The organism is Ruegeria sp. BHSB056, assembly GCF_059613305.1.
Map to the genome: position 1 here is coordinate 1 of NZ_JBXWSG010000103.1, position 12025 is coordinate 12025.

The window sequence follows — 12025 nt, forward strand, 5'->3', positions numbered from 1 at the left end:
TCCTTGATCATTCCAATAATCTGTTCGTCTGAAAATCTGCGTTTCATGGTCCATCCTTTTCTTGGACGGATTACTAACACCTCGATGGCCTGATTTCAGGGGGTTGGGTCAATGTGCAATCCGATTGCTCTCAAGCCCGATGCGGGTGGGGCGAGCTTGCTCCGAAGCGCCCTGAAACACGCTCCCAGGCCATCAATATTTGAAGATTTCGCTAGGGACCCTTGGCTAAGAGAGTGGCATCAAATCGCGATACGTCCACAACCGGCTACGTCGAACTGTGCATGCCCAAACCTACACCGGACTACTGCCTTCTATTGGTGGGGCAGGTTGCGGCTGGCCTGCATGTGCTGAACATCGTCGGGCCAAGTGGAGCGTATGTAGGCCAGCACGTCCCATATGTCGTCGTTAGTCAGGGTGCCATCAAAGCCCGGCATGCCACTGTTGAAGTCTTTTATACCGCGTGCTGCCAACGCGTTAGCCCCACCTAGCTTGGTATACTCGAACAGTAGCTGGTTATCATGGTGCCAAGTGTGCCCTGTCACGTCATGCGGTGGCGCAGGTAACACTCCGTCATCGTCGGGTGTTTGCCAGTCGGGTTGGCCTTCCAGATTAACTCTATGGCATGAGGCACAGTACTCTGCGTAGAGTTTCTGCCCATTCGCTAAGTCTCTGTCCAACAACTCATGATCTGCAGCAACGCTAGTACCAATGCCGCATATGGCGAGTGCACACAGGTGTTTGTTCATCTCTACCTACCCATAACTCGGAAGCGTTAGTACTCTCGTGAGTGCCGCCGTCGTCGCCAGAACCGCTAATACGACTATTGCCTCAACCTCGATGGATCGGGCGAGGCGTTGCGCTGCTATTGCCTCTCCGCTTTGCATGGCCGGAACAAATCGGAGCTTGTTGGCAGCGGCGAGGATCATCAGTAATGCCACAAGGAACACTTTGAGCATTAACGTTTGCCCGTAACCCGTGAACAAGAGCCCTTGGAGATTGCCGACAAGCAACCAAGCCATCCATAGGCCTGCACCGATTAAGGTAGGTACCACCAATGCGGCAGTTTGCCCAAACCTATGACCAAGTTCAGCGGCATCCGTCAGGTGTTCAGACATGAGAGCCATACCTCGCAGCGGGCTAAAGATGCCCACCCAGAAAGCTACACATAGAAGGTGCAACAGCAGCAAGAGTTGGACACCAAAACTCTCCAGTTCCAGCACATGTCCGATCTGTGCGAAGGACCACATTGCCAATGTGCCACCCAACAGCGCGATCCAAAGACCAAAGCGAGGAACAGACAGCCCCACAAGGATCAACACTGCGCCTGCAAGGCGATAAACAAATACGTCGCCCACGGAGGTCTGCCAAAGCAAGCCAAGCATCTCTGGATCGACCATGCCGTCAACGCCGCCCGTTAAGGCGGCTCCTCGGAGCATGAAGCCAATTACTGTTGCTGCGAGGGAAAGCCACGCCAAGACCAAGGCTTGGCGCTTCATCGCAAGGCTTACCGGCGCGACTAGTTCGGAATAGAGGCATTTAACGACGACAAGCCCGGTGGACCCGGCAAAGCCGATGTAGAGCACCAGCTTTGCGAGGATTGCGACAACTCCCCAAATGTCTGGCATGCTCATTCCACGGAAAAGGAAAATTCGCCCTGCATCGCATGGCCGTCTTTGCCTAAGCCACGCCATTCGATGACATAGGTGCCGGTTCCACTGCTTGGCAATGGGATCGTGAATACCTGACGGAAACTTGTTTGGTCCCCCAAATCTAAGCGTACCGCCGCGTGCTCTTCATGGGCCATCTCAATCCGTGTCAACCGGATGTCCTTGGTGAAGCTGAGGCCGATTTCGGCGGGCACAGAGGTTACAGTAGCCCCGTTGGCAGGTGTCGTTTCTTCGGCCTTGGAATGCGCCAGTACCCCGCTGGGAATAGCAGCCATGATTACGAGCGTTATGATCTTTTTCATGGTCCTGTCCTCAATTTATTCCGTTGGCACGTTGGATTTCACGAATGTATGCGATCACCATGGCAACGTCACCTCGCGTCAATCCCTCGACCGGCGGCATGTCACCAAACTGCCAATGATGGCTTCTTACACCTTGTGAAACCGCCCTCTGAAAGGCTTCGTCAGCGTGGTGGCTGGGCTCGTATATCTTGTGGATCAGAGGCGGTCCTGCGCCATCTACTCCGACCGCGTTGACGCCGTGGCAAGTAGCGCAGGAGGCATCAAAGACACGCTGACCGATTACGGCATTGCCCTCGATTGGCGGCATTTGAATTGCGACCATAGCATCGCCTTCAAGTGCCTCCTGCGGCGCGGTCTCTTCGATTGAACCGGGCTGAAGCGTTATGAAAGCGGCGACGGCAGCGACAGTGCAAACGCCGATGAGTAAGTAACTTTTTTTCATGGAGTAATCCTGACTTTTTGAAGCTGATAGTGCTGCGGTTCATTGCGAACAGCGGCACGCGCAGGTCGCAGATGTTCGCAAGGATCTACGCTGCTTCAAAGGTCAGGGGGCTTGTATGGGTTATCTGGTTCAATCGGCTTGGCTTGGGCTCCAATCTGGAACTCTGGATCAATTTCACGTTGGTCCTGCGCGGCTTCTTTGTTCTGGGCAAGCAAAATAACTGCTTGGCAGATTGAGGGATTACACTCGCTGGTTCCTGAACTGTCCGGGTCATGGTGGCTGTGTAGGGTCGATTTATCGATGCTATTATTCGCCACGGAAGCGTGTTCCGTTGATTGCATGTGGCTTTCACAGCCAAGACCGACGCAGCCATCCGATCGCGCATGAGCCACGCCACCAAGCCCGGACAGGATGACCAGAATGCCAGCGAGTAGCAAAAGTGAGTATCGTAGGATGACCATGGTTCGAGACGCTACCGCACGAGAATAAGTATGACAACGCCAGCCCTTTGGTTTTTCGGATCACGACCAGCTTTTGTTCGGACAATTGATTGAAGTTTCCCCTTTTTCCTAGACAGCAATACGAGAAGGGCCGTCTTAATAACTCCCTAACTGCAGTGATGTGGGCGACGCTGTGGTTGTGCGTTGACCTGTGTCATAGCGTCGATTGCCAAATTGTTAGAAAGGTGCTTCGCATATGGATGAGAGCCATAGCATAAATACATCCCGGATAGCGGTTACGCTTTTGGCCGTACTAGTAGCTATTGCCGGATGTACGGGCAGGCATCACCATGGTGACTGGCATGGCCACGTTGCAGAAGAGTGTTACGGACCACACAATGACGTCTTTCATGAGGCTCATTGTGGGACATCTGAGCAAGTAATTCTGCAAGTAGGCTCCCGCAGGCAACCGGTCTGACTAGATGATGTTCATTAGTCGCCAGGCCAATGCTGTCAGTCTGTCCTGTACCCGAAGGGTCCTACGTGTGGTGTTTGGTCTAGTGTGGGGTTTTGGTCTTGTACCGGGCAGTGGCCAACGGAAGTAATAAACGCCATGTCGGGACAGAGAGAGATACGCATACAGCTTCATTTTGTGTCACACCTGTGTGTCACACCGCTATAATGCTTGCTATCTAGTTGTATTGTTAGGGTTTGGTGGAGCCTAGGGGAGTCGAACCCCTGACCTCTTGCATGCCATGCAAGCGCTCTCCCAACTGAGCTAAGGCCCCATCATTGTACCATCGGTACGGTGGACGGACGTTTAGGAGACAGCGGCAGCGAGTGCAAGTCCAAAATTTGAATCGGGCGCGAATTTTCACCCGGGCTGCTCCTCAGGTAAAAAAGGCGACCCTGGGGATCGCCTTTTACTTGGTCAGTTGTCGTCGTCTGATGACATGTCGGTGATGTCGTCCAGAGAAACATCATCATTGTCATCGTCATCATCGTCCAGCAGATCGTCATCCAAATCCACGTCGACATTGTCTTCATCGTCCAGAACCAGATCGTCCTCAGATGCGCTTTCACGCGCTTTGACCGAAGCTGCGTCTTCTGCATCCGCCGAGATCATACGGCTTTTGGATGTTTCAAGCTCCACGATCTCGCCAGTGTAGGGGCTGATGATCGGGTCCTTGTTCAGGTCGTAAAACCGCTTACCGGTTGTCGGGCAAACACGCTTTACGCCCCATTCTTCCTTGGGCATGTCAAATCCCCTTGATATCAGGTGAGTCGTCTAAATGATTCAGCTCACCTGCCACAGGCAGAGGGCACTGTCAAAGTCTTTGCGCAAGAGAGGTCGCGATATGGGAGAGCACGCATTGCCAGGGACACCGCCGGTGCCGCTGAGATTGCGCAAATCGGCCCGGGCACGGCGCATCAGTCTACGAATCTCCCAGCTGGATGGGCGCGTCACGCTGACTTACCCGACCGGTGTGCCGGAATCCGAAGCCTTGAGCTTCGCCCGGACCAAGGAAGGGTGGATCCGGCAGCATCTGCAGGGTCGGCCGGATATGGCCACCGTGCAGTTTGGGCAGGTGATCCCGATCGAGGGTAAAGCGCGCCGAATCGTTCCTGCAACCGGGCGGCGGGTTTTGCTGGATGCGGATGAGGTTGCCGTGCCCACAGGGGCCGAGGCCCGCAGGTTGGGCCGGTTCCTGAAGGAACTGGCGCGGGACCGGTTGACCGGAGCCTGTGATGATTATGCAGCCATGCTGGGGCGTTCGTACACGACACTCAGCCTACGTGACACGCGGTCGCGTTGGGGGTCGTGCAGCTCGCATGGCGGATTGATGTTTTCGTGGCGCCTTATTCTGGCGCCTCCTGATGTGTTGCACTATGTTGCGGCGCATGAGGTGGCACATCTTGCCGAGATGAACCACTCACCTGCCTTCTGGGCGCAGGTCGAAAAGATATTTGGCCCGTATAAGCCGCCCCGCCGCTGGTTGCGCGACAACGGGGCCGAGTTGCATCGCTACAGATTTGACACAGAGCCGAGTTGACGTGGCGCCTTTTTGTGATCACATGAGCATATGTTGACCGCACGCCCTTCTGAAACCCAGACCGCAACACATGACCGGGTGTACCGTGCACTGCGATCCCGGATCATGCATGGTGAGATGGCACCGGGGCAGGCCCTGACCCTGCGGGGCATCGGCAAGGAATTCGGTGTTTCAATGACCCCGGCGAGAGAGGCGGTGCGCCGCCTGGCCGCAGAAGGGGCATTGTTCTTGTCCACATCGGGCCGGGTTTCGACCCCGGAGTTGACGAATGACCGGATTGAGGAACTGGCTGCCTTGCGCGCCTTGCTTGAGGTCGAACTGGCAAGCCGGGCCTTGCCCAGGGCACACATGGCCCTGATCGACCGGTTGCAGAGCATCAACATGACGGTTGCCGAGATGGTGACCAAACGGGATGCGGTTGGCTATATCCGCTCGAACCTGGAATTTCACCGAACCCTGTATCTGCGCGCTCAGGCCCCTGCGATGCTGGCCATTGCCGAAACCGTCTGGCTACAGCTTGGGCCGACGATGCGGGCGCTTTATGGGCGTCTCAGACGCGCAGAGCCGCCACACAATCACAAGCTGATAATCGCCGCGCTCAAGGCAGGCGACGAGCCAGGCTTGCGGCTGGCAGTGCGTTCGGATGTGACGCAAGGGCTGCGTTTGCTGGTCAGCTGAGCGGCTTCCTGCCGACATCGACACGGCGCCCTTCCAAGGTGTCACGGTTCTGGCCTGCGCAACCCGGCTGGGTTATTCTTGCGGCAAATCACAAACAAGAGCAGACCCAAACCATGATTACTCGCCGGACCTTTTCCATTTGCCTCGGATCGACGCTTTTGGCCGCCTGCACGGGTGGCACCGCTCCGTCCAGCACGCCTGCATCCCGGATGCGGGCAGTCCCCAATGCCGGGTGGGATGCCTGGGTTGCCGGTTTCAAGGGCAGGGCAGTCTCGCAGGGGATTTCCCGGACAACCGTTGACCGCGCCTTTCAGGGGGCCGGGTATTTGCCCGACGTAATCGAACGCGATCGAAATCAGGTCGAATTCAAGCGCAGCCTTGAAGATTACCTTGCCATCGCGGCGTCGGACGAGCGGATCAGCACCGGGCAGCAAATGCTGCGGCAACATAACGGCACCCTGTCGCGGATCGAGGCGCAATATGGCGTGGATAAGGAAATCGTCGTAGCCGTCTGGGGGCTGGAAAGCCGCTATGGTGCGCGCCGCGGTGATGTGCCCGTTGTATCGGCGCTGTCTACGCTGGCTTATGATGGCCGACGCGGGCAGTTCTTTGAAAGCCAGCTGATCGCGGCGATGAAAATCCTTCAGAACGGCGATACCACGCCCGCTAACATGACTGGCAGTTGGGCCGGGGCGATGGGGCACACGCAGTTCATTCCGACCTCGTACCTTGCCTATGCCGTGGATTTCACCGGCGACGGGCGGCGCGACATCTGGTCAGACGACCCGACAGATTCGCTGGCTTCGACCGCTGCTTATCTGGCGCGTGCAGGTTGGGTGCGTGGTCAACCCTGGGGCGGAGAGGCCGGAACCGTTTCCGGTACGCCGGTGGCCGTATTGCAGCCGCAAAAACCTGGCCCCCGCATCGCCGTGTTCCGCAATTTCCAGGTGATCAAACGCTACAACAACTCGGACAGCTACGCGATTGGTGTCGGTCATCTGGCGGACAGGATCGCGGGCGGCGCGCCGTTTCAGGCCTCGTTCGGGCCGGATGCAAACGGGCTGACACTGGACGACCGCAAGGAATTGCAGCGCCGCCTGACATCTGCGGGGTATGACACGCAAGGTGCAGATGGCGTGATCGGAAACAACACCACCACAGCCATCAGCGCGTATCAGAGCGCCAATGGTCTGCCCGTGACAGGTGAGCCTTCGGTTGCGTTGTTGCGCAGGTTGGGTGGCTGACGGTTACGCCGCCAGCCCTTTAGATCCGATATCAAGGAATTTCTGACGGCGGTCCTTTATCAGGGCCGCCCCATCCTTGCCGTCCAGTTCAGTCAACATGGCGGTGATGGCCTTGCGCACTGCCTCAACCGTTGCCGGACGATCGCGATGTGCACCACCCTTGGGTTCCGGGATGATCCGGTCACATACGCCCAGCTTGTGCAAATCCTGTGCCGTCAAACGCAGCGCCTCGGCCGCTTCACGCATCTTTTCGGCATCTTTCCACAGGATCGATGCGCAGCCTTCCGGCGAAATCACCGAATAGACCGAATGCTCCAGCATCGCCACGCGGTTCGCGGTCGCAAACGCCACAGCGCCGCCCGAGCCGCCTTCACCGATGATGACCGAAACCAGCGGCACGCCGATTTTTAGGCACATCTCAGTCGACCGGGCAATCGCCTCGGATTGTCCGCGTTCCTCGGCCCCTTTGCCGGGATAGGCGCCAGCGGTGTCGATCAGGGTAATGACAGGCAGTCCAAAACGCCCCGCCATCTCCATAAGACGCACGGCCTTGCGATACCCTTCAGGTCTGGCCATCCCGAAATTGCGTTCGATACGCGACTTGGTATCGCTGCCTTTCTCGTGGCCGATCACCATCACCGGCTTATCGTTAAAGCGCGCAAGACCACCGATAACGGCCAAATCATCGGCAAAATTGCGATCTCCGGCCAGAGGAGTGAATTCGGTGAACAGTGCGTCCACGTAATCCTTGCAATGCGGGCGTTCCGGGTGACGCGCCACCTGGCACTTCCGCCAAGGTGTCAGGTCGCGATAGAGTTCATCCAGCAGCTTGGAGGCTTTGGCATCCAGCGCGGCGGCTTCTTCGGCCACATCCATTTCTTCGTTGGCACGAGCCAGCGCGCGCAGCTCTTCAGCTTTGCCTTCAATCTCGGCCAGCGGTTTTTCGAAATCCAGATACTGGGTCATGACGCCTCATCTGCGTGAAATTTCCTAGCTATATGCCGCTGGCTGGCCTCAGATGCAACTAGATGACACTGAAGCGGCATCGTTCATGTCAAAAGCCGTTGATCAGATGCAGAGATTCATTTGCTTGCCAGCACATTCCCGACATGCCCAGCAAAACAATCGCTGATATCGACCTTTGAGGAAATTCACCCCTGCCAAAGCACGGGATAGAGCGAAACCACAAGCAGCATAGCCATTGTCCAGTTGAATACGACCAATCTGCGCGGGTTCGTTAGCATTCGTGCCATCTGCTGTCCTAAAACGGTCCATGTGCTGACCGACGGTAAGTTGACGGCTCCGAAGACAAACGCAACGATCGCAATCGCATACATCGTTCGATCTGGCGTATAGGCCGTGGTGGCGGTCAGGGCCATGGCCCAGGCTTTTGGATTTACCCATTGAAACGCTGCGGCTTGCAAGAATGTCATCGGCACGCCGGTCGCCTCGGCGCTGTTTGCCGGCGCGGCATGTGCAATCTTCCAGGCCAGATAGAGCAGATAGATAACCGACAGGATTTTCAGCACTGTATAGCTGACGGGATACCGGTCGAAGACCTGCACCAGACCGGCGCCGACAAGCAATACCATGAAGGTAAAGCCAAGCCCAATGCCCAACATATGCGGGATCGAGCGTCGAAAGCCGAAATTCGCCCCCGAAGCCATCAGCATCAGGTTGTTCGGCCCCGGTGTGATCGAGGTTACGAAGGCAAAAGCGATCAGGGCCACAAGGATGTCATAAGTCATGGAGCGAAGTATTGTCGGCTCTGCGGCAAATGAAATTGCTTTTATGTGCGTGCTTCCTGTATTTGTGCAATTAATGATGAAAAACGACAGAATAAACCGCCATATATTGCAGGAGCTGTCCCGTGACGGACGGATCAGCAATCTCGACCTGGCCGAGCGTGTGGGCCTTTCCCCTTCGGCCTGCCTGCGCCGCGTGCAAGAACTTGAGCGGGCCGGGGTGATCACGGGGTATCGCGCGGTGCTCGACCCGGCGGCGATGGGTATCGGCTTTGTCGCTTACATCGGTGTAGGGCTGGGCGAGCATACAAAGGCCGCGCAGGAGGGGTTTGAACGCGCGCTCCAGCAAGCCCCGGAAGTTGTCGAATGCCACAACATCACGGGAACAATCGAATACCTGCTGCGGGTCGAATGTGCAGACCTGCCGTCTTACAAGACCTTCCATACCGAGGTGCTGGGGACGCTGCCGCATGTCACCTCGATCACATCCTATGTGGTCATGGATTCACCCAAGAATTTACGGGCGTGACGTCTTGAATTGTGAAGATTTTTCACCTTGCAGGGCGAAATTTCACGCCCTAGTGTTTTGTTGACGATGTTGCTGGACGGGGAAGTCAGCGCGGATCTCAGGGAGAATGTGATGAATAAAAAGGTGTTAATGGCTCTGTCAGTTGCATTGACGCTCGCAGTTGGCAGTGTTGGCGCGGCGCCGTTGAAGTTGGAGCCAGCCAGTCCGCAACCATCGGGCCTAAAGCCCGGCCTCAATGTCAAATATGCTTGGGCTGGCAATCCACCTGCCCGTATCCAGAGTATCGGAGGCGCAAAGATCCTGCTCAAGGAGCAAAGTAAACCGGGATCACCCCTGCGCGGGTTGGATTATCGAGATACGAACAAGGGTGATCCGGTCATGACCCATCCCGAACATTACAATGTTGCGGCGGACATTACCGGGTTCATCAAATTTGATGCACCCGGACTGTATGAAATCACGACATACTCGAATGATGGTATTGAAGCATGGATCGGTGGGCAGCAAGTTGGCCTGGCGGGTAGCTCACAGCCTTGCAACGCCAATCAACAAATCGAAGTAGATGTGCCTGAGGCTGGCTGGTACCCTGTTAAGATTTATTACTACCAGAAATACATGACCGCCTGCCTCATGATGAAGTGGGGTAAGAGCGGCGAGAAGCTAACATGGGTCCCGAATAGCGCGTTTGGCCGCTGAGGTGGTGTCATGATCCTAAGGAAGCGCTTTGTTGGCCGCGATCAGTTCGGCCTGTGCCACGATCACTTCGGCCTGCTTGATCGACGCGATGTCGACCAGACGTCCTTTGTAAACTGTCGCACCTTCGCCATTGGCTTTGGCCTGCTCCATCGCTGCGAGGATTTCGCGGGCCTCTGACACGGCTTCCTCCGACGGGGTGAAGACCTGATTGGCCAGCGCGATCTGCTTGGGGTGGATCGCCCATTTGCCCACCATGCCCAGCGTGGCCGAGCGTTTGGCCTGTGCAATGTACCCCTCGTCATCGCTGAAGTCACCGAAGGGCCCGTCGACCGGCAGCACGCCATGGGTGCGGCACGCGGCAACGATGGCGGCCTGCGCCCAGTGCCATGGATCGGACCAGTGTTTCGCACCCTCGTGTAGCATGTAATAGTTTTCCTGCGTGCCGCCGATGCCGGTGGTTTGCATCCCCATCGAAGCGGCAAAATCAGCCGCGCCAAGGCTTATAGCCTGCAAACGGGGCGAGGAGGCCGCGATTTCTTCGACATGGGCGATGCCAGCCGCGGATTCGATGATAACTTCGAAGCTGATCGGTTTGGCACGACCTTTGGCGCGTTCGATGGCGGTAACCAGTGCGTCCACCGCATAGACATCTGCCGCACAGCCGACCTTGGGAATCATGATCTGATCCAGACGGTCGCCCGCCTGTTCCAGTACATCGACAACGTCGCGATACCAGTACGGGGTGTCCAATCCGTTGATGCGAACGGACATGTATTTGTTGCCCCAGTCCACGGTGTTCAGTGCTTCGATGACATTGGCGCGGGCCGCATCCTTGTCCGAAGGCGCAACTGAGTCTTCAAGATCGAGGTTGATCACATCCGCAGCGGATGCTGCCATCTTCGGGAACAGTTTGGTGTTCGACCCCGGGCCAAACAGCTGACAGCGATTGGGACGCGCCGGTGCGGCAGGTTGGATGCGAAAGCTCATCAGGACCTCGTCTGAGTAATGAAATTGCGATTTTTCTGCTCAATGAGGTATTAAATTGCGCGACGTGGCGCAAGGGTGATTGTGCATCTGCGGCAATGCGGTCGCAGAAAGAAGCTTCAAACAACCCGAGTGGGGTGACTAAAGTTTAATCAATTTGAAAACTTCGAAGATTTTTGCGCACATTGGTGACACTGTGCAAGAATTTCGCGCATGGGTCGCAGTTGACGGACTAGAACGCGAAGCGCTCGTGTTACCGCTTCTCTAGCCTGCGCCGGAATCAAAGGAGTGACCGCAATGATCGAGACACCGTACCTGCTGTTTTTGGGCGATGCGCCCGACCAATTGGCGGCCAAAGTGGCTGTTGGGATCAAGGACTGGCGTCCGGAAAACGCCGTGGGCCAGTATCGAATGGATGGCTGCAAGGCCGATCTGGGCTTGACTGACATGACCCTGACCGAAGCGAAAGAAGCCGGTGCCAAGACGCTGGTGATTGGCGTAGCGAACCGCGGCGGTGTGATCAGCAAGGCCTGGAAAGAAGTTCTGATAGAAGCGCTGGAAATGGGCTTTGATCTGGCGTCGGGCTTGCACAACCTGCTGCGCGATGAAGGCGATCTTGTTGCTGCGGCACAAACGCATGGCTGCACCTTGCATGACGTGCGTGTGCCGACTGTCGGATACCCGATCGCAAATGGCCGCAAGCGCACTGGCAAGCGTTGCCTCGCGGTCGGAACCGATTGCTCGGCGGGCAAGATGTACACGGCGATGTCGATGGATGCCGAGATGCGCAAGCGCGGCATGAAATCCACATTCCGTGCCACGGGTCAGACAGGCATCCTGATCACCGGGCAGGGTGTTCCGCTGGACGCGGTCATTGCAGACTTCATGGCTGGCTCGGTCGAATATCTGACACCGGACAATGACGAGGATCACTGGGACCACATTGAAGGGCAGGGGTCGCTGTTCCATGTCTCTTACTCGGGCGTGACCATGGCGCTGATCCATGGCGGGCAGCCCGACGCACTGATCCTGTGCCACGAACCGACCCGGACCCATATGCGTGGTTTGCCCGAGTATTCCCTGCCGACACTGGCGCAATTGCGTGACACGGCCCTGCCGCTGGCGCGGATTGCAAATCCGGCCTGTCAGGTTGGGGGTGTGTCGGTCAACACGCAGAACCTGAGTGAAGATGATGCCAAGGCTTATCTGGCCAAGGTCGAGGAAGAGTTGGGTCTGCCCGCAAC

Annotated in this window: 15 protein-coding genes and 1 tRNA gene; 6 read left to right on the top strand and 10 right to left on the bottom strand. The window is 56.8% G+C overall.

Going from position 1 to position 12025, the window contains the following annotated elements; all coding sequences use genetic code 11:
- Positions 1 to 311: 311 nt before the first annotated feature.
- From AC2FND_RS17775 to AC2FND_RS17805, 7 genes are all read right to left on the bottom strand, one after another.
- Positions 312 to 746, bottom strand: a complete 435-nt coding sequence (locus AC2FND_RS17775) for a c-type cytochrome (protein WP_496771134.1) — start codon at positions 744 to 746, stop codon at positions 312 to 314.
- Between the two features lie 6 nt (positions 747 to 752).
- The gene (locus tag AC2FND_RS17780; RefSeq protein WP_496771135.1) at positions 753 to 1625 is read right to left on the bottom strand and encodes a CopD family protein; all 873 of its coding nucleotides are present in this window, start codon (positions 1623 to 1625) and stop codon (positions 753 to 755) included.
- Positions 1626 to 1627: 2 nt separating this feature from the next.
- Positions 1628 to 1969: a copper resistance CopC family protein gene (locus tag AC2FND_RS17785; RefSeq protein ID WP_496771136.1), complete on the bottom strand. Its 342-nt coding sequence runs from the start codon at positions 1967 to 1969 to the stop codon at positions 1628 to 1630.
- Between the two features lie 10 nt (positions 1970 to 1979).
- Positions 1980 to 2411, bottom strand: a complete 432-nt coding sequence (locus AC2FND_RS17790) for a c-type cytochrome (RefSeq protein ID WP_496771137.1) — start codon at positions 2409 to 2411, stop codon at positions 1980 to 1982.
- 95 nt (positions 2412 to 2506) lie between these two features.
- Positions 2507 to 2752: a hypothetical protein gene (locus tag AC2FND_RS17795; RefSeq protein WP_480832530.1), complete on the bottom strand. Its 246-nt coding sequence runs from the start codon at positions 2750 to 2752 to the stop codon at positions 2507 to 2509.
- 811 nt (positions 2753 to 3563) lie between these two features.
- Positions 3564 to 3639 (bottom strand) — tRNA-Ala (locus AC2FND_RS17800).
- A gap of 143 nt (positions 3640 to 3782) precedes the next feature.
- Positions 3783 to 4109: a TIGR02300 family protein gene (locus tag AC2FND_RS17805; protein WP_496771138.1), complete on the bottom strand. Its 327-nt coding sequence runs from the start codon at positions 4107 to 4109 to the stop codon at positions 3783 to 3785.
- A gap of 100 nt (positions 4110 to 4209) precedes the next feature.
- On the opposite strand from AC2FND_RS17805, the gene AC2FND_RS17810 reads away from it, so the two are divergent.
- The 3 genes from AC2FND_RS17810 to AC2FND_RS17820 all read left to right on the top strand — a co-directional run bounded on the left by AC2FND_RS17810 (position 4210) and on the right by AC2FND_RS17820 (position 6827).
- Positions 4210 to 4905: a M48 family metallopeptidase gene (locus tag AC2FND_RS17810; RefSeq protein ID WP_496771139.1), complete on the top strand. Its 696-nt coding sequence runs from the start codon at positions 4210 to 4212 to the stop codon at positions 4903 to 4905.
- Between the two features lie 30 nt (positions 4906 to 4935).
- Entirely contained in the window at positions 4936 to 5583 is a 648-nt protein-coding gene (locus tag AC2FND_RS17815) for a GntR family transcriptional regulator (protein ID WP_480483819.1), read from the top strand.
- A gap of 113 nt (positions 5584 to 5696) precedes the next feature.
- Positions 5697 to 6827, top strand: a complete 1131-nt coding sequence (locus tag AC2FND_RS17820; protein ID WP_496771140.1) for a lytic murein transglycosylase — start codon at positions 5697 to 5699, stop codon at positions 6825 to 6827.
- A 3-nt stretch (positions 6828 to 6830) separates the two neighbouring features.
- Here AC2FND_RS17820 and AC2FND_RS17825 read toward each other — a convergent pair whose 3' ends face one another.
- Complete coding sequence (locus AC2FND_RS17825) at positions 6831 to 7793, bottom strand: acetyl-CoA carboxylase carboxyltransferase subunit alpha (RefSeq protein WP_209598833.1); 963 nt, start codon at positions 7791 to 7793, stop codon at positions 6831 to 6833.
- Positions 7794 to 7978: 185 nt separating this feature from the next.
- Positions 7979 to 8575 (bottom strand): LysE family translocator, encoded by a 597-nt coding sequence (locus AC2FND_RS17830; RefSeq protein ID WP_496771141.1) that lies wholly within the window; start codon positions 8573 to 8575, stop codon positions 7979 to 7981.
- A gap of 73 nt (positions 8576 to 8648) precedes the next feature.
- Between AC2FND_RS17830 and AC2FND_RS17835 the strand changes: the two genes are divergently transcribed.
- Together AC2FND_RS17835 and AC2FND_RS17840 are read left to right on the top strand one after the other, a co-directional pair.
- Positions 8649 to 9101: an Lrp/AsnC family transcriptional regulator gene (locus AC2FND_RS17835; RefSeq protein ID WP_496771142.1), complete on the top strand. Its 453-nt coding sequence runs from the start codon at positions 8649 to 8651 to the stop codon at positions 9099 to 9101.
- A gap of 27 nt (positions 9102 to 9128) precedes the next feature.
- Positions 9129 to 9797 (top strand): PA14 domain-containing protein, encoded by a 669-nt coding sequence (locus AC2FND_RS17840; RefSeq protein WP_496771143.1) that lies wholly within the window; start codon positions 9129 to 9131, stop codon positions 9795 to 9797.
- 15 nt (positions 9798 to 9812) lie between these two features.
- On the opposite strand, the gene AC2FND_RS17845 is transcribed toward AC2FND_RS17840, so the two are convergent.
- Positions 9813 to 10784, bottom strand: coding sequence for an L-malyl-CoA/beta-methylmalyl-CoA lyase (locus AC2FND_RS17845; protein WP_496771144.1), 972 nt, complete (start codon positions 10782 to 10784; stop codon positions 9813 to 9815).
- A 294-nt stretch (positions 10785 to 11078) separates the two neighbouring features.
- On the opposite strand from AC2FND_RS17845, the gene dgcN reads away from it, so the two are divergent.
- The coding region (gene dgcN / locus AC2FND_RS17850) for an N-acetyltransferase DgcN (RefSeq protein WP_496771145.1) at positions 11079 to 12025 on the top strand (947 nt) is incomplete at its 3' end.

What these genes read in the sequence shown, in the direction of transcription:
- AC2FND_RS17775 (WP_496771134.1), bottom strand. Translation starts at nt 746, where the DNA reads ATGAACAAACACCTGTGTGCACTCGCCATATGCGGCATTGGTACTAGC.
- AC2FND_RS17780 (WP_496771135.1), bottom strand. Translation starts at nt 1,625, where the DNA reads ATGCCAGACATTTGGGGAGTTGTCGCAATCCTCGCAAAGCTGGTGCTC.
- AC2FND_RS17785 (WP_496771136.1), bottom strand. Translation starts at nt 1,969, where the DNA reads ATGAAAAAGATCATAACGCTCGTAATCATGGCTGCTATTCCCAGCGGG.
- AC2FND_RS17790 (WP_496771137.1), bottom strand. Translation starts at nt 2,411, where the DNA reads ATGAAAAAAAGTTACTTACTCATCGGCGTTTGCACTGTCGCTGCCGTC.
- AC2FND_RS17795 (WP_480832530.1), bottom strand. Translation starts at nt 2,752, where the DNA reads ATGCAATCAACGGAACACGCTTCCGTGGCGAATAATAGCATCGATAAA.
- AC2FND_RS17805 (WP_496771138.1), bottom strand. Translation starts at nt 4,109, where the DNA reads ATGCCCAAGGAAGAATGGGGCGTAAAGCGTGTTTGCCCGACAACCGGT.
- AC2FND_RS17810 (WP_496771139.1), top strand. Translation starts at nt 4,210, where the DNA reads ATGGGAGAGCACGCATTGCCAGGGACACCGCCGGTGCCGCTGAGATTG.
- AC2FND_RS17815 (WP_480483819.1), top strand. Translation starts at nt 4,936, where the DNA reads ATGTTGACCGCACGCCCTTCTGAAACCCAGACCGCAACACATGACCGG.
- AC2FND_RS17820 (WP_496771140.1), top strand. Translation starts at nt 5,697, where the DNA reads ATGATTACTCGCCGGACCTTTTCCATTTGCCTCGGATCGACGCTTTTG.
- AC2FND_RS17825 (WP_209598833.1), bottom strand. Translation starts at nt 7,793, where the DNA reads ATGACCCAGTATCTGGATTTCGAAAAACCGCTGGCCGAGATTGAAGGC.
- AC2FND_RS17830 (WP_496771141.1), bottom strand. Translation starts at nt 8,575, where the DNA reads ATGACTTATGACATCCTTGTGGCCCTGATCGCTTTTGCCTTCGTAACC.
- AC2FND_RS17835 (WP_496771142.1), top strand. Translation starts at nt 8,649, where the DNA reads ATGATGAAAAACGACAGAATAAACCGCCATATATTGCAGGAGCTGTCC.
- AC2FND_RS17845 (WP_496771144.1), bottom strand. Translation starts at nt 10,784, where the DNA reads ATGAGCTTTCGCATCCAACCTGCCGCACCGGCGCGTCCCAATCGCTGT.